Here is an 18,444-nt window from a genome sequence, read left to right as displayed (position 1 = left end):
ATCGTGACCACCGACGAGACCGCTACCGGCGAACCCGCCGACCTCCGCGCCGCCGTCGTCGCCGCGATCGCCGACGTCGCCCCCGAGATCGAGGATCTCGAACTGGCGGGGGACCGGCCGCTGCGCCAACAGGTCGACCTCGACTCGATGGACTGGCTGAACGTGCTGATCGGCCTGCGATCGTCGCTCGGAGTGGACATCCCCGAGGCGGACTACGCGCACCTGAGCACGCTCGACGGTCTCGTCGACTATCTGGCGCAGCGCCTCGGCCAGTGAACCCCCCGGATCGGGTCCCCGACCGCCCGGCCGGGTGCATGCTGGGGAGTGCAACGACCGACGAGGATGCAGTCGTGGACGGGGACATGGCCGGGAACAACCCTCTGTGTGGGCGAGTCGGAGAGATCGCCGTGGCGCTGCGGAGGCTGTCCGACTCGCTCGACGAGGGCGACGAGCTGCCCGAACTCCTGCGGCGGCTCGTCGGCAACGTCGTGAAGATCGTGCCCGACGCCGGGAGCGCAGGGGTGACGGTGGTACGGGACGGTCGGCTCGAGACCGAGGTCTGCAGCAATCCGCTGGTCTACGAACTCGACCACGCGCAGTTCCTCGCCGGTGCAGGGCTGTGCCTCGACGCGGCGCGGAGCGGCCGGGTGGTCCGCGCGGACCGCGCGGAGACGCGGCGACGCTGGCCGGAATTCGCGGAGCGCGCGGAACAGTTCGGGACGGCGAGCTCACTGGCCGCCCCCTGCGGATCGACGAGGAGACAGCCGGCTCGTTCAACCTCTACAGCGAGCACGACCACGGATTCGACTCGCTGGACGAGACGCTGGTGGAGGTGTTCACGACGGCTGTGGAAACCGCGCTGCGGCAGGCCCGACGCGGTGCCCGCGCCCGGGCGGAGATCGCGCAACTCGGTCGCGCCCTGCGGTCGCGTCCGACGATCGACCGCGCGGTCGGGATCGTCATGGCCGCTCGCGGACTGACCGCCGAGGAGGCCTTCGCCGTGCTGGTGCGGCAGTCGCAGCACGAGAACGTCAAGCTGCGCGACATCGCGGCCCGCCTCGTCGCCCGGCCCGTCCCCACCGGTCGGCCCCCACGCCCGGGGCCGTGACCGGGCGGGGCCCACCCGGTGAGGTGCGGCCCGCCGCCGATTCGGGAAAAACCCCGAAAGCGAGGTTTCGCCGGTGTGCCCGGAGGTATCACTCCGACAGCCGCAGCCGATCCGGCTCCGGTCACGTGTTCGAACGAAAGGAGCCGGCCATGGCCGAGCACGCAGGACGAACTATGACCCGGACACCGGTGCAGACAGCCGCCCTCGCTGTCGGCGTGGTGTTCCTCCTCGTCGGCATTCTCGGGTTCATTCCCGGAATCACGACCAACTACGACACCATGACGTTCGCCGGACACGAGTCCGAGGCCCTCCTGCTCGGGATCTTCGAAGTCTCGATCCTCCACAACATCGTGCATCTGCTCTTCGGCGTGGCGGGCGTCGCGATGGCCCGCACGGTGGGTGCCGCCCGGTCCTACCTCATCGGCGGCGGCATCATCTACCTGGTGCTGTGGCTCTACGGCCTGATCATCGACAAGGACAGCTCGGCCAACTTCGTGCCGGTCAACTCCGCCGACGACTGGCTGCACTTCGTTCTCGGGGTGGGCATGATCGCCCTCGGCTACCTCCTCACCCGCCGGACCACGACGCACCGCGCCGTGCCCGGTACCCGCTGACCGTCACCCCTCGACCGCCGGTCCTCGCCGCTCGCGGCGAGGACCGGCCGCGTTTCGCACCACCCCGCCGACGGACACGCGGCGATCGGCCTCGACCGCGGCGCGCCTGCCGAGCGGCGTTCACCTCCGCGGCCCGCTCCGGCGACGCTGGACCACCACGTAGACGACCACTCCGACCAGAATGAGAATTCCCAGAATTTCCATGACCGTCGGATACCCGCCGTGCCCGAGGTGAAGCAGCACGGTCCGGAGCCGCAGCGAAACTCGTGGCGAGGACCGCGCGGTCGGTCGCGTCGCAGTGGTCGACCGCCGAATCGGCGTCGCGCACCCGGAACGGGGGCCACAATCGTCCGCATGGATCGCGCGATGGCGCGGCAGACGGGAGTGGCGACCGATGGAGTGGGGAAATGTACTCGTCGACAGCGCCTGGTGGACGCTGAAGGCGTATGTGATCACAGCGGTGGTGTTCGTCGTCGTGGTGGCGCTGCTCGCACGGGCAACCCACTGGGGGCGGCAGTGGTGGCGCATCGCGCAGCCCTACTTCGATCCCCGCCGTGGCCTCGGCCCGCTCGGACTCGTGGCCCTGGTTCTGCTGTTCACCGTCTTCGCGGTGCGGGTCAACGTGCTGTTCTCGTACTGGTACAACGACTTCTACACCGCGATCCAGAATCTCGACGAGGCGGCGTTCTGGCGGTTCATGCGGGTGTTCGCCGTGCTCGCCACCATCCACGTGGCGCGCAGCCTCGTCGCGTACCTGCTCGGCCAGACCCTCGACATCCACTGGCGCACCCACCTGAACAACCGGCTCGTCGACACCTGGCTCGACACCGGCGCGTTCTACCGGGACCGGTTCGTCGATCCGCCCGTGGACAACCCCGATCAGCGCATCCAGGTCGACGTCACCGATTTCGTCACCACCACCCGCATCCTGTCGATGGGAGCGGTCACCGCGGTGCTGTCCATCGTCAGCTTCACCGGCATCCTGTGGGACCTGTCGGGCCCGATCACCGTCTTCGGCACCGAGATCCCCCGTGCCATGGTGTTCCTGGTCTATCTCTACGTGCTGGTCACCACCGCGGTGGCGTTCTGGATCGGCCGGCCGCTGATCCGCCTGAACTTCCTCAACGAGAAGCTCGGCGCCACCTACCGCTACGCCCTGGTCCGCGTCCGCGAGTACGGCGAGAACATCGCCTTCTACCGTGGGGAGGGTGTCGAGCGGGGTGGCCTGCTGAGCCGATTCGCCGCGGTGATCCGCAACTGGTGGCGGATCGTGTTCCGGATCCTGAAGTTCGACGGCTTCAACCTGACCGTCAACCAGATCGCGGTGATCTTCCCGTTCCTCATCCAGGGGCCGCGACTGTTCGCCGGACAGATCACCCTCGGCGACGTGATGCAGACCGGCAACGCCTTCGGCCAGGTCCACGAATCGCTGTCCTTCTTCCGCGAGTCCTACGACGACTTCGCCGCGTTCCGGGCCACCACCATCCGGCTCAACGGATTGCTCGACGCCACCGAGCAGGCGGCGAAGCTGCCCGTCCTCGTCGCGACCGAGCAGGGCGACACACTCGACATGCACGGTCTCGACGTCCGGACCCCGTCCGGCCGTCCCCTCGTGACCGGCCTCGACATCGACATCCCGCCCGGCGAGGCCCTGCTCGTGCGCGGCGCTTCCGGCAGCGGCAAGACGACGTTGCTGCGCTCCCTCGCCGGGCTCTGGCCGTACGCACACGGCCGGATCGCGCGTCCGATCGGCGACGCGCTGTTCCTGTCCCAGGATCCCTACGTGCCGCTCGGGACGCTGCGCGAAGCCCTGTCCTACCCTCGTCCGCCGATGCCCGACGACGCGCAACTCGGCGAGGTGCTCGACCGCGTGCACCTCGGGCACCTGACCGAACGTCTCGACGACGACACCGACTGGGCGCGCGTGCTCTCGCCCGGGGAGCAGCAGCGCCTCGGCTTCGCACGAGTCCTGCTGGCCCGGCCGCGCACGGTGTTCCTCGACGAGGCCACCGGCGCCGTGGACGAAGGGCTCGAACACGCGCTCTATCGCACCCTCCGCGAGGCCCTGCCGGACAGCGTCATCGTCAGCGTCGGGCACCGCAGCACCCTCGACACGTTCCACGACCGGGTCCTCGAACTGCAGGGGGAGGGACGCTGGACGGTCACCGAGAGCGTCCGCTGAGACCCGGCCGCCCGGCGAATCTGCCCGACTCGGGTCCACACCGCGCGGCGACCGAACTACGCTGAAGGATCGGTGACCTCGATGCCGGCGACGGCCGACGGGAACGGCCGGCAGTGGCACCGGTGCCCGGTCCCGGGCCGGAATGCGCGTGCGCCAGCCGAGGAGGACACCATGCACCACGGAACTTCCCGCCGGCGGCGCCCGCATCGGTCGGTCACCACCCTGATGTCCCTTCCCGGATCCGCGCTGCGGGGCGGCGTCCGGGTCGCGGCCGCCGGTGCCGGCGTCGCCCTCGACGCCGCCGTCGTCGGCGCCGCCACGGCGGCAGGCGTCGGGACGGCGTTGCTCCGTGCCCCCGTCGCCGCGGTCGCCGCGCCGGCCCCCGCGGCGATCCTCCATCTCGTCGCCGACGTCGCCCGGGAAGCGGGCAGCGGACGCCCCGCCCGGCGCTGCGCGGCGAACGGTGCCCGAACCTGGATCGAAGTCCGGGGCCTCGACGGCCCGGACGGCGCGGCGCTCGGCGACCGGGTCCTCGCCGCGATCCGGGCCACCCCGGGCGTGGCCACGGCCGAACTGCACCGCCCCTGGTGCCGCCTCGTGGTGTCCACGGACCCGGACGGACCTACGGACCGCGCCCTGCGGCGCATCGTCGAGCGCGTCGAAACCGACTGTGTTGCAACCGAACACTGTGTCCCAACCGAGGACTCCGCCGCCACCGAACACCCCGCCGCCCCGCCCGGGCTGCCCGGCGACGACGTCCTGCTCGTCCGGCGGGGCGTGTCCGCGGCCGCCGCCGTCACCGGGCTGGTACTGACCGCGACGGGACGCCGTCTGCGCCTGCCGCGCCTGCCCGGCGCCGCAGCCGCCCCGGTGCTCGTGTCGGACTATCACCCCCGCATCCGCGCCCTCGTCGAATCCGCACTGGGGACCGGCAGGGCGGACCTGCTGCTGGCCGCCGGGACCACCGTGCTGCACACCCTGACCCTCGCACCGGCGTCGGCCGCCGTCGAAGCCGTCACCCGGACCGTCCTCGTGGGCGAGACACTGGCGATGCGGCGCGCCTGGCGCGACTTCGAACCGGAACTCGCCGCCCACGCGGCCGTGGCCCACTGCCCACATCGTCCGGCCCGTCCCACCGAACCGGCGGCCGGAGTGGTCGAGCGCTACACCGACCGCGCCGGCTGGGCCGGACTCGCCGGCGCGGCAGCGGCCGGGATGCTGACCGGCAAACCCGCCACCGCCGGCACCGCGGCGCTCGTCGCCGTCCCCAAGGCCACCCGCACCGCGCGGGAATCCTTCGCCGCCACCCTCGCCCGCGGGCTCGCCGCCCGCGGAGTGCTGACTCTGCGCCCGGACGTGCTGCGCCGTCTCGACCAGGTCGACGCGCTCGTCGTCGACCCCCGCGCCCTGTACACCTCCGCCCTCACGGTGACGCGACTGAACGGCGTCCCCGACCGCGACCGCAGCGCGGTGTGGGACCGGGCTCGGGCGGCGGTCGACCGTGGCATCCTGACCGCCGGCCGGCACCCCGTCTCCGCCGTGCCGGACGCGCCCGGGCACCTTCCCGCCGACGCACAGGTACTGATCGGACCGGTCCACGACCGCTACGCCTCCGCCGTGCTCGCCGCCGCCCGACGCGCGGGGATCGCCGTGGTCTCCGCGGAGGACGAGGCGATGGGATCACTGCGGAACGGCTTCGACCGTCTCGAACCCGTCGCCGAGTCGATGGACACGACCCTGTTCGACGTCGTCGACAAGCTGCAACGCGGCGGCTGCACCGTCGCGGTCCTCACCGTCGAGGCAGCGCAGGCTCTCGGCCTGGCCGACGTGGGCCTCGGTGTCCTCCGCGACGGGCACCGCCCACCCTGGTCGGCGGACGTGATGATTCGCGATCTGACCGGCGCGTGGCGGATCCTGCACGCGCTCCCGGCCGCGCGGACCGCAAGCCGGCGCGGCGTGGAGATCGCCCGCGACGCGTCCGCCCTCGGGACGTTGCTCATGGTGCCCGGCGTGCCCGGCAGCGGTCCGGAGTCGGTCACCGCCGGCGCCGCGGCCGGGTTGTGGGCCGGAACGTCGGCGGCCCGCGCCGCGCTGGCCGCGCCGCTGCCGCAACCACGTTCGGCCCACGACTGGCATGCCCTTCCGGTGGACGAGGTCTGCGCGCTCCTCCCCGCACCGGGCGACCTGCTCACGCCCGCAGCGGACTCCGGGTGGCGAGCGCGGACCCGGATGCGCGTGGTGCGGGGCGTCCGGCGGGTCGGTGTCCGTCCGCTCGGATCCGCGGCCGACTTCACCCGGGCCGTGCGCACCGAACTGGCGGACCCGCTGACGCCGGTCCTCGCCACGGGCTCCGCGGCGAGCGCGGTGCTCGGATCGCCGCTCGATGCCGTACTCGTCGGATCCGTACTGCTGCTCAACGCCGCGCTTTCGGCCGCCCAGCGTCTGCGCGCCGAACGTCTTCTGAAAAGGCTTCTGGCGGTGCAAGACCCACCTGCCCGCCGCGTCGCCGGCCCGCGCGGGGACCGGCGGTACGTCGGGGTCCCCGCGGCCGGGCTGCGCCCCGGACACGTCGTCGAGGTCCGTCCGGGCGAGGTCGTGCCCGCGGACGGGCGCATCGTCCACGCCGACGGGGTCGAGGTCGACGAGTCGGCCCTGACCGGGGAGTCGCTTCCGGTCGCCAAGCAGAGTGAATCGACGCCGGGGGCGCCGCTGGCCGAACGCGCCTGCATGCTCTACGCGGGCACCACCGTGCTCACCGGCACCGCGGTGACGATCGTGACGGCGGTGGGAGGGGCTACCGAGGCCCGTCGCGCCACCGCGATGGCGCCCGCACAGGTCCGGGAAGTGGGGCTGCAGGCACGCCTGAGCACCCTCACCCGCCGCGCGCTGCCCGTCAGCCTCGGCGGCGGCGTACTCGTTGCCGCACTGGGGTTGCTGCGCGGCACCGGAATCCGCGCGGCAGTGACCAGCGGTGTGGCGGTCACCGTTGCGGCCGTGCCGGAAGGGCTGACCCTCGTAGCCACCCTCGCTCAGGTCGCATCCGCCCGCCGGCTCACCAAGCGCTCGACCCTCGTGCGCGCACCCCGCTCGATCGAGGCCCTCAGCCGTGTCGACGTCGTCTGCTTCGACAAGACGGGCACACTCAGCGAGAACCGTCTGCGAGTCGTCACGGTCGAAGCCGCCCCCGGCTTCACCCGGCAGGACGTGCTGGCCTACGCCGCCCGCACCGGCATCCCGGCGAACGGGGGAGCGCCCGAGCACGCCACCGACGTCGCGATCGTCGAGTCCGCGCATGCCGCCGCCGTCGCGGACCGGGCCGCCGAACGGACCGCCCACCTGCCGTTCCGGTCCGGCCGGGCCTACGCTGCCGCGATCGCCGGAAACCACCTGGCGGTCAAGGGCGCCCCGGAGACGATGCTCGGTGCCTACGGTGACGACAGCCCCGAACTCCGGGAGCGGGTGCACGCCCTGGCCGCCGAGGGCCTACGGGTGATCGCGGTGGGGCAGCGTGACCTGAACCACTCCGAAACCGATTGGGCGACGGACGATCCCGATGCCCTCGCGGAACTGTGCGGGAACGGGCTGCGGCACGTCGGGCTGATCGGATTGTCCGACACACCGCGGGCCGACGCGGCCGGATTGCTGCCCGCGCTGCTCGAGCAGGGCGTCGCCGTCCGGCTCGTCACCGGCGACCACCCGGTGACCGCCGTCGCGATCGCCGCCGAACTGGGCCTGCCCGTCGGCACGGATCAGGTACTCAGTGGTGCGGAATGGGACGGGCTCTCGCACACCGAACGAAAGCACGCCGTGGAGCAGTGCCTCGTCTTCGCGCGGATGTCCCCCGAGCACAAGGTGCAGATCGTGCAAACCCTCGAACACGCCGGACACGTGTGCGCCATGGTCGGCGACGGCGCCAACGACGCCGCCGCGATCCGCGCCGCGAGCGTCGGAATCGGCGTGGCTTCCCACGGCAGCGACCCCGCGCGCGGCGCGGCCGACGTCGTGCTGCTCGAGGGGCGCGTCGCGGGTCTGCTCGACGCGCTCGACGAGGGCCGCGTGCTGTGGCAGCGGGTCCAGGCCGCCGTGGCGGTCCTGCTCGGCGGCAACGCGGGTGAGGTCGCGTTCGCGCTACTCGGCAGCCTGGTCACCGGCCGCTCCCCGCTCAATGCCCGGCAGCTGCTGCTGGTGAACATGCTCACCGACGCGCTCCCGGCAGCGGCCCTGGCCGTCAGTACCCCCCGCATCGACGGCTCCGGTCCCGCGCCGCGGCCCGACGAGTCCGCGCTCCTGCACACCGTGGCCGTCCGCGGCGCCACTACCGCGGCCGCGGCCACCGCGGCCTGGGCCATGGCACGGATGACGGGCTCGAACGCGCGTGCATCGACGGTGGCGCTCGTCGCGCTCGTGGGCGCTCAGCTCGGGCAGACCCTGCTCGACTCGCGCAGCCCCCTCGTCGTCGGCACCGTCCTCGGCTCGCTCGCCGTGATGGCCGCACTGATCAGCACGCCGGGGGTGAGCGGACTGCTGGGCTGCGTGCCGATCGGCCCGGTGGGGTGGACCCAGGCACTCGGGTGCGCGGGAGCAGCCACCGTGCTCGCCGCCGTCGCCTCGACCGCCGCGCAACGGCTACCGGCGATCGGCGCGGTGGTGACGTCGGTGCTTGCGCCGCGAGAACCCGGAGACGCTTCCGAGACCCCGGCAGCCACGGACCCTCGGGTCGCGCCGGCAGGGGGAGAGAAGTAGTCGCGAGGCCGGCCGACGCGCTCGCCGTGCGTACCACGCGGGGCGCCGAGTTCACCGCCGGACCCCCGGGCCGTCCATCCGTCGACCTACATGTTCGCCCGCCGGCCTGGTACACCGTCGACACCCGACCCGGCCGGACCCCACGCCGAGGGGAGTCCGTGCATGGATCTCGAGGCGCGCTGATCGATGCTCGGTGGCCACACCGTGCCCTGGGCACCCCGTCCACACCGTGCCCTGGGCACCCCGTCCACACAGTGCCCTGGGCACCCGGCCCACACAGTGCCCTGGGCACCCCGTCCACACAGCGCCCTGGGCACCCGGCGACATGCCGATGAGGTCGACGCCGCTCGATCCGGCCCGTGGGCAATGGCCTCGAACACAAAGGGCCGGCACTGAGATGTGCCGCACATGATTTCCTATCAACCATTGAGAGTTCCGTAGCGACGCCGCATCCGAGCCGGTGATGCTTCTTGTCGCTCCGCGGGCACTGTTCCCCGGTGCCCGGCATCCCTCCAACGCAAGGAGATTCGCGTGGAACTCGATCTGCGCCACCGTATCGCCACCGGCCCCATGAGTCGGTTCCAGTGGACAGCGGTCGCACTGTGTGTAGCGCTGAACGTGCTCGACGGTTTCGACGTCCTCGTCATGGCCTTCACCTCCCAATCCGTCTCGCAGGAGTGGGGCATCTCAGGATCGGTCCTGGGTCTGCTGCTCAGTGCGGGCTTGTTCGGAATGGCGATCGGTTCGATCGCCCTCGCGCCGTGGGCGGATCGTGTGGGTCGCCGGACCATGATCCTCGTCTGCCTGACTCTGTCGTCCACCGGCATGCTGATCTCGGCGGTGAGCCAGAACGCCGGCCAACTCGGCGCGCTGCGCGTGCTCACCGGTATCGGCATCGGTGGAATCCTGGCCAGCAGCAATGTCATCTCCAGTGAGTTCGCGTCGAATCGCTTTCGCGGCCTGGCCGTGACCCTCAACTCCACCGGCTACGCGGTCGGGGCGACACTCGGGGGCGTGGTGGCCGTGGTCCTGCAGAGTTCGTCCGGTTGGCGTTCGGTATTCCTCTTCGGCGGTGTGTGCACCGCGGCCCTGATCCCGCTCGTCTGGTTCCGGCTGCCGGAGTCCCTCGACTTCCTGTTCGCCCGCCGCCCGGCGAACGCACTCGAGCGCATCAATTCGTTCGCAGTCCGCGCGGGCCACTCGCCGGTGAGCGCGCTGCCCCCGGCCCCTGCCACTGCCGATGCCCGGAAGCGCGGTGTCGGACCGACCGCCCTGCTCGTCCCGGGACAGCGTCGGAACACCCTGTTGATCTGGGGTGCCTTCTTCCTGACGATGTTCGGTTTCTACTTCGTGACGAGTTGGACGCCGAAGCTGCTGGTGGAGGCCGGGATGTCCGCGACGCAGGGGATCACCGGCGGTGTGCTGCTCAATCTGGGCGGCATCTTCGGCACCGCCCTCCTCGGCGTGCTGACAGTCCGGTTCCGCCTCGGACGCGTCCTGGTCGGATACCTGGTCGCGTCGGCGATCCTGCTCGCCGTATTCGTGCCTGCCATGGGGACCGTCGCGGTGGGCTTCGTCCTCGGTGCAGCGATCGGCGTCGTCGTGAACGGCTGCATCGGCGGGCTCTACGCGCTGACCCCGGCCGTGTACTCGCCTTCCCTGCGCGCTACCGGCATGGGCTGGGGCATCGGCGTCGGACGCATCGGCGCGATCATGTCACCGATCGTCGCGGGTGGGTTCCTCGACGCCGGATGGACCGCGACCCAGCTGTACCTGCTTGTCGCCGTCGCTTTCCTGGGTGCAGGGGTGGTGGTCTCCGTTGTTCGTGTCACGGCGCGAAGCGGCGTGACTACCGTCGAGGGTGAACTCACCATCGTGTGAGTCCGGGCGGCCGTGGAGAGGAGTGGGCGTGGCGCGAGTTCCCACGGGAGAGTCTGTGCTTGCCCGCGCGGCACGCGTCATCGAGGCGTTCGGCATCGACGATTCCACGCTGACGGTCTCCGAGATCGCCCGGCGCGCAGGCCTGCACGTCGCCACCGCCTCCCGGCTGATCGAGGAACTCGTCCGGTGCGGATGGCTCGAACGTGACGGTCGTCGAGTGCGGGTCGGGGTGCGCCTGTGGGAGGTGGCTTCACGGTCGTCACCCACGGTGAGCCTGCGGGAGGCGGCGCGTCCGTTCATGGAGGACCTGCACGCGGTGGTCGACCAGCACACCCAGCTGGCGGTCCGGGAGGGCACCGAGGTGCTGTTCCTGGAACGACTCACCGCGCGCGGGGCAGCCGTCAACTTCACGCGCGTCGCCGGTCGGCTACCACTGCACGCCTCCTCGTCCGGGCTCGTGCTGCTCGCGCACAGTCCGGTCGAGGTGCAGGACGAGGTGATGAACGCGCCGATGCGCGCCTTCACCGAGCACACCATCCACACCCCCCGGGATCTGCGTGCTGCGCTGGCGCAGATCCGCAGACAGGGATACGCGCTCTGCGCGGGCCACCTCCACCCCGACACCACCGGCGTGGCGGTCCCCGTCCGCGGGGCGTCCGAGGAGGTCGTCGCCGCACTGGGGTTGATCGTGCCGAACGACCCCTCCGCTTACGCGCAGATCCCGGCACTGCAGGCCGCCGCTCGAGGCATATCCCGAGTGATCTCCCACCCGACGCCGCCGAGCCGGTAACCCGCCGCACACATTTTCTCTCAATGATCGAGAAACGTCTGGTGTGAACTTCACGGTCCGGACCATCCTCGATCCGACGACGAGACAGAGGAGTTTGTCGTGTCCGATCACATTGCCGCCACGGAGTCGGCTGTGCGAGTCATTGCGAAAGAGTCTGCGGCACAGGGTGTTACTGCCCTGACGCTCGCCCATCCCGACGGTAGGCGCCTGCCGGACTGGGCGCCGGGTGCGCACATCGACCTGATGCTGCCCAACGGACTCACCCGCCAGTACTCGCTGTGCGGCGACCGCTGGGACGCCCACACCTACCGCGTCGCCGTGCTACGCGAGCCGCACGGCCGCGGGGGGTCGGTGTACATCCACGATCACCTGGCCGTCGGCGATCTCGTCGGTATCGGCGGTCCCCGCAACAATTTCCGGATGGTGCCCTCGTCGCGGTACCTGTTCCTCGCCGGCGGCATCGGCATCACCCCACTGCTGCCGATGATCCGGCAAGCAGACTCGATCGCCGCCGACTGGCACCTCCTCTACGGCGGCCGTACCCGTGACACGATGGCATTCGGCGACGAACTCGCGCGGTACGGCGAGCGGGTCTCCCTCGTCCCCCAGGACCAGAAGGGTCGACTCGACCTCGACGTCGCCACCGAAGCCGCGGCGGCCGGCGCGAAGGTGTACGCGTGCGGTCCGGTACCGCTGCTCGATGCGCTCACGACCCGCGCCACGTCCTGGCCGAAGGGCGCGTTGCGGCTCGAACGCTTCGTCCCTCGGGAGCAGCCGGCCCCGGTCCGCAACAGCCCCTTCGACATCGAACTGGCCAGGTCGGGCCGCACGATCTCCGTCACGCCGCAGCAGAGCGTGCTCGACGCGCTGCGGGCAGCCGGTGTGGGCGTGCTCTCGTCGTGTCGCGAAGGCACCTGCGGAACTTGTGAGACCACGGTCCTGGCCGGAGAGCCCGACCACCGCGACTCCGTACTCGACGACGGCGAACGAGCGGCCGTGGACTGCATGCTCGTCTGCGTTTCGCGATCGTGCTCCGACCGCCTGGTACTCGACCTCTGACCACCTCACCAAGGGATCTCGCCATGACAACTCTCGCACCGACCGGAACACCGATCAGCGACGCCGACCCGTTCGACCTCGATGTTCTCGACAACCCCCTACCGTTCCAGGAGGAACTTCGCGAGGCCGGGCCCGTCGTCCGCCTCGACCGTCTCGGCGTGTTCGGCATGGGTCGTTACGAGCAGGTGCACGCCGCCCTCACCGACTGGCAGTCGTTCCAGTCCGCCGCGGGTGTCGGACTGAGCAACTTCCGTTACGAGAAGCCCTGGCGGCCACCGAGCCTGCTGCTCGAGGCGGACCCGCCGCACCACGACGCCCCCCGTGCGCTCCTCACCCGCATCCTCGGTCCCCGCGCGCTGCGCACGCTCCGGAACGCCTGGATCGACGACGCCGAGGATCTGGTCGACGAGGTCCTGACCCGAGGAACCGAACTCGATGCCGTCACCGACCTGGCCGCGGCGTTTCCGCTGCGGGTGTTCCCGGACGCCGTCGGTATACCCGACGCCGGGCGGGAGAATCTGCTGCCGTACGGGGACCACACCTTCAATGCCTTCGGCCCCGCCAACAGCCTGGTCGACCGGGGTATCTCGCGGATCCGAGATCTGTCGGCCTGGGTCAACGCCCAGTGCGTGCGCGACGTCCTGACCGAGGGCGGTTTCGGAGCGCAGATCTGGGCCGCGGCGGATCGCGGTGACATCACCCACGACCAGGCACCCCTGATTGTTCGGTCGCTCCTCACCGCAGGGGTCGACACGACCGTCAACGGGCTGGCTGCCGTACTGTACGCGTTCGCTACCCACCCCGAGCAATGGCGAGCGGTGCGGGCGAATCCGTCGCTGGCGCGGACCGCGTTCGACGAGGCGGTGCGCTGGGAGTCGCCCGTGCAGACCTTCTTCCGCACCGCCACCCGCGACATCGAGATCGGCGGCACCGTCATCCCCGACGGCCACAAGGTTCTGCTGTTCCTCGGCGCGGCCAACCGTGACCCCCGACGCTGGGAGCGGCCCGCCGCGTTCGACCTCGCGCGCGACCCGTCCGGTCACGTCGGGTTCGGGATGGGCATCCACCAGTGTGTCGGCCAGCACGTCGCGCGTCTCGAATCGGAGGCGCTACTCACGGCGCTGGCCACACGGGTCGAGTCGATCGAGGTCGACGGTCCGGTGCACCGGCACCTGAACAACACCCTCCGCTCGTGGCGGTCGGTGCCGATCCGCGTCCGACTCGCGTGAGCGACGAGGCACAGAGACACCGTGCCCCGCGAGTTCGATCGGCCCACCACCGACACCCGGCGGCTCACCGAGTGCACCCTTCGGGTTCGGCCTGACACGCCGAGCCGGGCGGTTGTCACCGACGCCGCCGGTGTCAGTTGTCACCGACGTCGCCGGCGTCAGTTGTCACCGACGCCGCCGGTGTCAGTTGTCACCGACGCCGCCGGTGTCAGTTGTCACCGACGCCGCCGGCGTCAGTTGTCACCGACGCCGCCGGCGTCAGTTGTCACCGACGCCGCCGGCGTCAGTTGTCACCGACGCCGCCGGCGTCAGTTGTCACCGACGCCGCCGGCGTCAGTTGTCACCGACGCCGCCGGCGTCAGTTGTCACCGACGCCGCCGGCGTCAGTTGTCACCGACGCCGCCGGCGTCAGTTGTCACCGACGCCGCCGGCGTCAGTCGTCGACGACGACCACCACACCGGCGCGCATCAGCACGGCGTACAGCTCGCACAGCGGGGGAGTGAGCAGCCGGACCACGGCGCCGACCACCGCATCCGGGCCCACTGCGACCATCGGGTTCGACATGCCTCGACCGTAGGGACGCCGGATGAACCGAAGTTGACGAACGAGGAAAGAACGGTCGACGAATCGTCCGCGCGGGGGACCTCGCCGGACGACGGCGCGGACACGGAGACGACGTCCGCGGCGACGACTCGCCTCGTCACGGGGTGCACACGAGGGTGAATCCGGCGCCGATGCCGCCCCGGGCGTCGAGGTCCTCGACGATCCGGTCGGCCCGCTGGTAGACCGCGAAGCGCACATCGTCGGGGCGGTAGCCGACGGCGAGGCCGAGCCACTCGCCGGTGTCGGTGCGGACCAGTGGACCACCGGAGTCGCCCTGTTGCATCACGAGCCACGAATTGAGCGAGTTCGGGTTCACCAGCACGTCCCGGGTGCCGGCGACGTCCAGGGCGTCGACGAGGGGCAACGGCCCGCATGCGATCCCGGTCGTGTGCCCGGCCGCGCAGTGCCGGCCGATGTCCTGGTCACCGTCCGGCAGCGAGCCGATCGACTCGAGCGCCACGACCTCGCCGTCGGCGTCCGGGGCCGACGTGTTCGACCCGCGCACCCTGGTCTCGTCGAGCAGGATCACCGCGTAGTCCGGCACCGCGTCGGTCGGCACCCCGAGGGGGTCCACCGAGCCGGGGCTGTAGACGGACGTCTCGGTGCCGATCGGTCCGTGGCCCTGCTCGCCGACCTTCCACACCTCGCCGGCGCCGTTCTGCCAGCAGTGTCCGGCGGTGACGGCGACGAGGCGGCCCTCCCGGTCGTGACCGACCGCGCCGACCGAGCACCAACCCGGCGCGGGATCGGCGCTGGTGAAGGTGATTCCGTCGCCGGGGCGCAGCACGATCCGCTCGTCCGGTACGTGCGCGGCCGCACCCGGCGCCGGGGCGAGCAGCACGGCCGCACACGCCGTCACGAGGAGCAGGGCGCGTCTCATGCCTTCTCCCATCTCCATTCGTGGACCGCGAGATCGGGGGGGGGGGATTGCGGCCACGGACGCTTCACCGAAGTCGGCACGTTACCAGCGTTTCCGCGGGGAGGCGCCCCGGGTTTCGTGTTCGCGTCGCCGGCGCTGCGGGCGCACCGCGAGTCGGAGGCCGGCGGTGTCCCCATTCCGGCCGGAGACCGGCAGTGTGGCGGTGCCCCCGGTGAGACTCGAACTCACACTGGACGGGTTTTGAATCCGTTTCCTCTGCCAATTGGGATACGGGGGCGTCGTGCGCAGACCACTGTAGAAGATCGGTGACTGCCGTCGGCCACCGGTACCCTTCTAACGTTCCACCCCCTCCACGGGGGCCGCCCGAGCGACAGGAGATGGCCGACGATGACAGCCGCCCCGCACGAGAATCCCGCTCAGCCGCGGCGCGTCGTAGTAGCCGAGGACGAGGCGCTGATCAGGCTCGATCTGGTGGAGATGCTCCGCGAGGAAGGCTACGAGGTGGTCGGCGAGGCCGGCGACGGGCAGCGGGCGGTCGAACTGGCGGAGCAGCTGAAGCCGGACCTGGTCATCATGGACGTGAAGATGCCCCGGCGCGACGGCATCGACGCCGCCTCGGAGATCGCCGCCCGGCGCATCGCACCTGTGGTCATTCTCACGGCGTTCAGTCAGCGTGAGCTCGTCGAACGCGCCCGCGACGCCGGTGCCATGGCGTATCTCGTCAAGCCGTTCTCGAAGACCGATCTCGTTCCGGCGATCGAGGTGGCAGCGAGCCGGTTCGCGGAGATCCGTGAACTCGAGCGCGAGGTGGCGGGGCTGACCGAGCGGTTCGAGACCCGCAAACTCGTCGACCGTGCCAAGGGTCTGCTCATGGACAAGCACGCGATGACCGAGCCCGAGGCGTTCCGCTGGATCCAGCGGGCGGCGATGGACCGGCGCACCACGATGAAGCACGTCGCGGAGGTGGTCATCGAGACGCTGGGCGGCGCCGCGGCGGGATGACGGAGCTTCCCGTTACGCCGGTGTCAATTCTTCGATAACGGTCGCGTCACAAGGATTTCGCCCGGGTTCGCGGAACGCGTGGGGCGGATAGGTTTCTGGCCACGTCCCGGTGACGTATCCGGAGACGGTGTGCATGCCGACCGAAGGAGAGTTGGATGGCCAGACGGACCTTCGTCCGCGCCGCTGCGGTGTTCGGAGCAGCGTCTCTCGCCCTTGCGGGGTGTAGCTCGGACAGCGACGATTCCGCCACGGGCGGTTCCGGTGACAGCGCAGCGTCGGCGACGACCGTGACCACCGACTGCGAACCCGCGCAGGCGACCGCCGGGGCCACCCCGGTGACGACACCGCTCAAGATCGGCACCCTGCTACCCGAGACCGGCAGCCTCGCCTTCCTCGGGCCGCCCGAGGTGGCGGCGGTGCGACTCGCGGTGGACGACGTGAACGCCGCCGGCGGTGTGCTGAACCAGCCGGTGGAACTGATCACCGGCGACTCGGGCGACACCACGACCGACACGGCGAATTCCACGGTGGACCGGGAGCTCGCGGCGGGAACCCAGGTGATCGTGGGCGCGGCCTCGTCGTCGGTGTCGTTGAAGGTGATCGACAAGATCACCGGCGCCGGGGTGGTGATGTTCTCGCCGGCGAACACCTCCGACCAGTTCGTGTGTTACCCCGACAAGGGGCTGTACTTCCGCACCGCCCCCACCGATGTGCTGCAGGCCCAGGCGCTGGCGCAGCTGATCTCGGACGACGGTGCCCAGCGGGTGTCGATCATCGCGCTCAACGACCCGTACGGCACCGGCCTGGCCACCAACACCCAGAACAACCTCGTCGAGGCCGGCGTGCCGGAGGATCAGATCCAGAAGATCATCTACGACCCCAACGCGCAGTCCTTCAACGCCGAGGTCGACCAGATCAAGAACTTCGGGCCCGACGCCGTGGCGCTCATCGGGTTCGAGGAGTCCGCGAAGATTCTCACCCGCATGCACGAGGTGGGCATCGGGCCGGCCGACGGGATGCTCGTCTACGGCGTGGACGGAAACATGGGCAATGCCCTCGGTGAGGCCGTCGCGCCGGGACTGCTGGACACGATGCGTGGCACCACGCCGCTCACGGACGTCGGACCGGACTTCCAGAATCGGCTCCGGGCCGTCGATCCCGCGCTGATCGACTTCAACTATTCCGGCGAGTCCTACGACGCCGTGGTGATCTCGGCGCTCGCGGCGGAACAGGCCGGTTCCACCGCCGGTGTGGACATCGCCGCGAACATCAACGACGTCACCCAGGGCGGCACGACGTGTACCAGCTACCAGCAGTGCGTCGATCTGCTGCGCGGGGGCCAGGACATCGACTACGACGGTGTCACCGGCCGACTCGAGTTCACCGACGCCGGCGAGCCGGGGATCGGATCGTACGGGCACCTGGTGTTCGGGCCGGACAACACGCTCACCACGGAGGACTACATCGTGGTCGGTGAGTGACGACGACTCGGTGGGCGGGCCGGGAACCGGATCGGTTCCCGGCCCGCCCAGCGTCAGTTGTGCTTCTGCTCCCTGCTGCCGGCGAGCGTCCCGAGGTACAACTCGACGACCTTCGGGTCGTGCATGAGGTTCGGTCCGGTGTCGGTGTAGGCGTTGCGGCCCTGGTCGAGCACGTAGCCGCGGTCGCAGATCTGCAGGCACCGGCGGGCGTTCTGTTCCACCATGATGATCGACACCCCCGCGGCGTTGATCTTCTTGCAGCGGATGAACACCTCGTCCTGGAACATCGGCGACAAGCCCGCCGACGGTTCGTCGAGCAGCAGCACGGACGGATCCATCATCAGCGCCCGGCCCATCGCCACCATCTGCCGCTCACCGCCGGACAGGGTCGCGGCCTTGACCTTGCGGCGCTCACCGAGGAGCGGGAACAACTCCGCGACGAACGCGAACCTTTGGTCGAATTGCTTGGGCCGCAGGTAGATTCCCATCTCGAGGTTCTCCTCGATGGTCAGTGACGGGAACACGTTGCGGGTCTGCGGCACGTAGCCGAGCCCCTTGCGCACCAGGACGTGCGCGGGAGCGGCGGTGATGTCGTCGCCACGCAGCGTCACCGTGCCGCGTCGCACGGGGATCAGCCCGAACAGCGCCTTGAGCAGGGTCGACTTGCCGGCACCGTTGGGTCCGATGATGCCGACGATCTCGCCGTCGCGGAGGAAGAAGTTGCAGCCGCGCAGGATGTCGACGCCGGGGAAGTACCCGGCGACGATGTCGTCGGCGCGCACCAGTGCCCCCTCGGCGAGGCGGGCGTGTTCCTCGGCGGTGGCCGCGCGCTCGGCCGCGGTCGTCTGCGCCGGTTCGGGGGGCGGCATCT

14 protein-coding genes and 1 tRNA gene are annotated in these 18,444 nt (G+C 70.7%); 11 read left to right on the top strand and 4 right to left on the bottom strand.

All coding sequences use genetic code 11. The features are described from left to right. Positions 1-3 precede the first annotated feature (3 nt). The 9 genes from ACWPQI_RS13385 to ACWPQI_RS13345 all read left to right on the top strand — a co-directional run bounded on the left by ACWPQI_RS13385 (position 4) and on the right by ACWPQI_RS13345 (position 13,606). Entirely contained in the window at positions 4-276 is a 273-nt protein-coding gene (locus tag ACWPQI_RS13385; RefSeq protein ID WP_010595299.1) for an acyl carrier protein, read from the top strand. Positions 277-619: 343 nt separating this feature from the next. After that, on the top strand, positions 620-1,108 hold the full coding sequence (locus tag ACWPQI_RS13380) for an ANTAR domain-containing protein (RefSeq protein ID WP_228287193.1): 489 nt from the start codon (positions 620-622) through the stop codon (positions 1,106-1,108). A 173-nt stretch (positions 1,109-1,281) separates the two neighbouring features. Further along, the gene (locus ACWPQI_RS13375; protein ID WP_017682388.1) at positions 1,282-1,722 is read left to right on the top strand and encodes a DUF4383 domain-containing protein; all 441 of its coding nucleotides are present in this window, start codon (positions 1,282-1,284) and stop codon (positions 1,720-1,722) included. A gap of 394 nt (positions 1,723-2,116) precedes the next feature. After that, positions 2,117-3,904 (top strand): ABC transporter ATP-binding protein/permease, encoded by a 1,788-nt coding sequence (locus ACWPQI_RS13370; protein ID WP_010595302.1) that lies wholly within the window; start codon positions 2,117-2,119, stop codon positions 3,902-3,904. Positions 3,905-4,075: 171 nt separating this feature from the next. Beyond that, positions 4,076-8,647, top strand: coding sequence for a cation-translocating P-type ATPase (locus ACWPQI_RS13365; RefSeq protein WP_225223406.1), 4,572 nt, complete (start codon positions 4,076-4,078; stop codon positions 8,645-8,647). 531 nt (positions 8,648-9,178) lie between these two features. Next, positions 9,179-10,528, top strand: coding sequence for an MFS transporter (locus ACWPQI_RS13360; RefSeq protein WP_010595304.1), 1,350 nt, complete (start codon positions 9,179-9,181; stop codon positions 10,526-10,528). A 28-nt stretch (positions 10,529-10,556) separates the two neighbouring features. Then, positions 10,557-11,318, top strand: a complete 762-nt coding sequence (locus ACWPQI_RS13355) for an IclR family transcriptional regulator (RefSeq protein ID WP_029540102.1) — start codon at positions 10,557-10,559, stop codon at positions 11,316-11,318. A gap of 99 nt (positions 11,319-11,417) precedes the next feature. Further along, a complete protein-coding gene (locus ACWPQI_RS13350; RefSeq protein ID WP_029540103.1) occupies positions 11,418-12,377 on the top strand; it encodes a PDR/VanB family oxidoreductase in 960 nt (319 codons plus the stop codon). A gap of 23 nt (positions 12,378-12,400) precedes the next feature. Then, positions 12,401-13,606 (top strand): cytochrome P450, encoded by a 1,206-nt coding sequence (locus ACWPQI_RS13345; protein WP_048771058.1) that lies wholly within the window; start codon positions 12,401-12,403, stop codon positions 13,604-13,606. A gap of 433 nt (positions 13,607-14,039) precedes the next feature. Here ACWPQI_RS13345 and ACWPQI_RS13340 read toward each other — a convergent pair whose 3' ends face one another. The 3 genes from ACWPQI_RS13340 to ACWPQI_RS13330 form a co-directional block, all read right to left on the bottom strand. Continuing rightward, a complete protein-coding gene (locus tag ACWPQI_RS13340) occupies positions 14,040-14,171 on the bottom strand; it encodes a hypothetical protein (RefSeq protein WP_017681335.1) in 132 nt (43 codons plus the stop codon). Positions 14,172-14,307: 136 nt separating this feature from the next. After that, complete coding sequence (locus ACWPQI_RS13335; RefSeq protein WP_010595308.1) at positions 14,308-15,090, bottom strand: chymotrypsin family serine protease; 783 nt, start codon at positions 15,088-15,090, stop codon at positions 14,308-14,310. Between the two features lie 203 nt (positions 15,091-15,293). Further along, a tRNA-Leu gene (locus ACWPQI_RS13330) sits at positions 15,294-15,367 on the bottom strand. A 110-nt stretch (positions 15,368-15,477) separates the two neighbouring features. Between ACWPQI_RS13330 and ACWPQI_RS13325 the strand changes: the two genes are divergently transcribed. After that, on the top strand, positions 15,478-16,092 hold the full coding sequence (locus tag ACWPQI_RS13325) for an ANTAR domain-containing response regulator (RefSeq protein ID WP_003937895.1): 615 nt from the start codon (positions 15,478-15,480) through the stop codon (positions 16,090-16,092). 155 nt (positions 16,093-16,247) lie between these two features. Beyond that, positions 16,248-17,573, top strand: a complete 1,326-nt coding sequence (locus ACWPQI_RS13320) for an ABC transporter substrate-binding protein (RefSeq protein WP_010595309.1) — start codon at positions 16,248-16,250, stop codon at positions 17,571-17,573. A 53-nt stretch (positions 17,574-17,626) separates the two neighbouring features. Here ACWPQI_RS13320 and ACWPQI_RS13315 read toward each other — a convergent pair whose 3' ends face one another. After that, positions 17,627-18,442, bottom strand: a complete 816-nt coding sequence (locus ACWPQI_RS13315; RefSeq protein WP_026137906.1) for an ABC transporter ATP-binding protein — start codon at positions 18,440-18,442, stop codon at positions 17,627-17,629. Positions 18,443-18,444 lie beyond the last annotated feature (2 nt).

It is taken from the genome of Rhodococcus sp. LMD (assembly GCF_056108245.1).
Note: the sequence above shows the minus strand (reverse complement) of the source record. Positions and strands in the feature narration are given on the sequence as shown.

Excerpts from the sequence above, each read along its gene's own strand:
- ACWPQI_RS13375 (WP_017682388.1), top strand. The coding sequence starts at position 1,282 with ATGACCCGGACACCGGTGCAGACAGCCGCCCTCGCTGTCGGCGTGGTG.
- ACWPQI_RS13370 (WP_010595302.1), top strand. The coding sequence starts at position 2,117 with ATGGAGTGGGGAAATGTACTCGTCGACAGCGCCTGGTGGACGCTGAAG.
- ACWPQI_RS13365 (WP_225223406.1), top strand. The coding sequence starts at position 4,076 with ATGCACCACGGAACTTCCCGCCGGCGGCGCCCGCATCGGTCGGTCACC.
- ACWPQI_RS13345 (WP_048771058.1), top strand. The coding sequence starts at position 12,401 with ATGACAACTCTCGCACCGACCGGAACACCGATCAGCGACGCCGACCCG.
- ACWPQI_RS13340 (WP_017681335.1), bottom strand. The coding sequence starts at position 14,171 with ATGTCGAACCCGATGGTCGCAGTGGGCCCGGATGCGGTGGTCGGCGCC.
- ACWPQI_RS13335 (WP_010595308.1), bottom strand. The coding sequence starts at position 15,090 with ATGAGACGCGCCCTGCTCCTCGTGACGGCGTGTGCGGCCGTGCTGCTC.
- ACWPQI_RS13325 (WP_003937895.1), top strand. The coding sequence starts at position 15,478 with ATGACAGCCGCCCCGCACGAGAATCCCGCTCAGCCGCGGCGCGTCGTA.
- ACWPQI_RS13320 (WP_010595309.1), top strand. The coding sequence starts at position 16,248 with ATGGCCAGACGGACCTTCGTCCGCGCCGCTGCGGTGTTCGGAGCAGCG.
- ACWPQI_RS13315 (WP_026137906.1), bottom strand. The coding sequence starts at position 18,442 with ATGCCGCCCCCCGAACCGGCGCAGACGACCGCGGCCGAGCGCGCGGCC.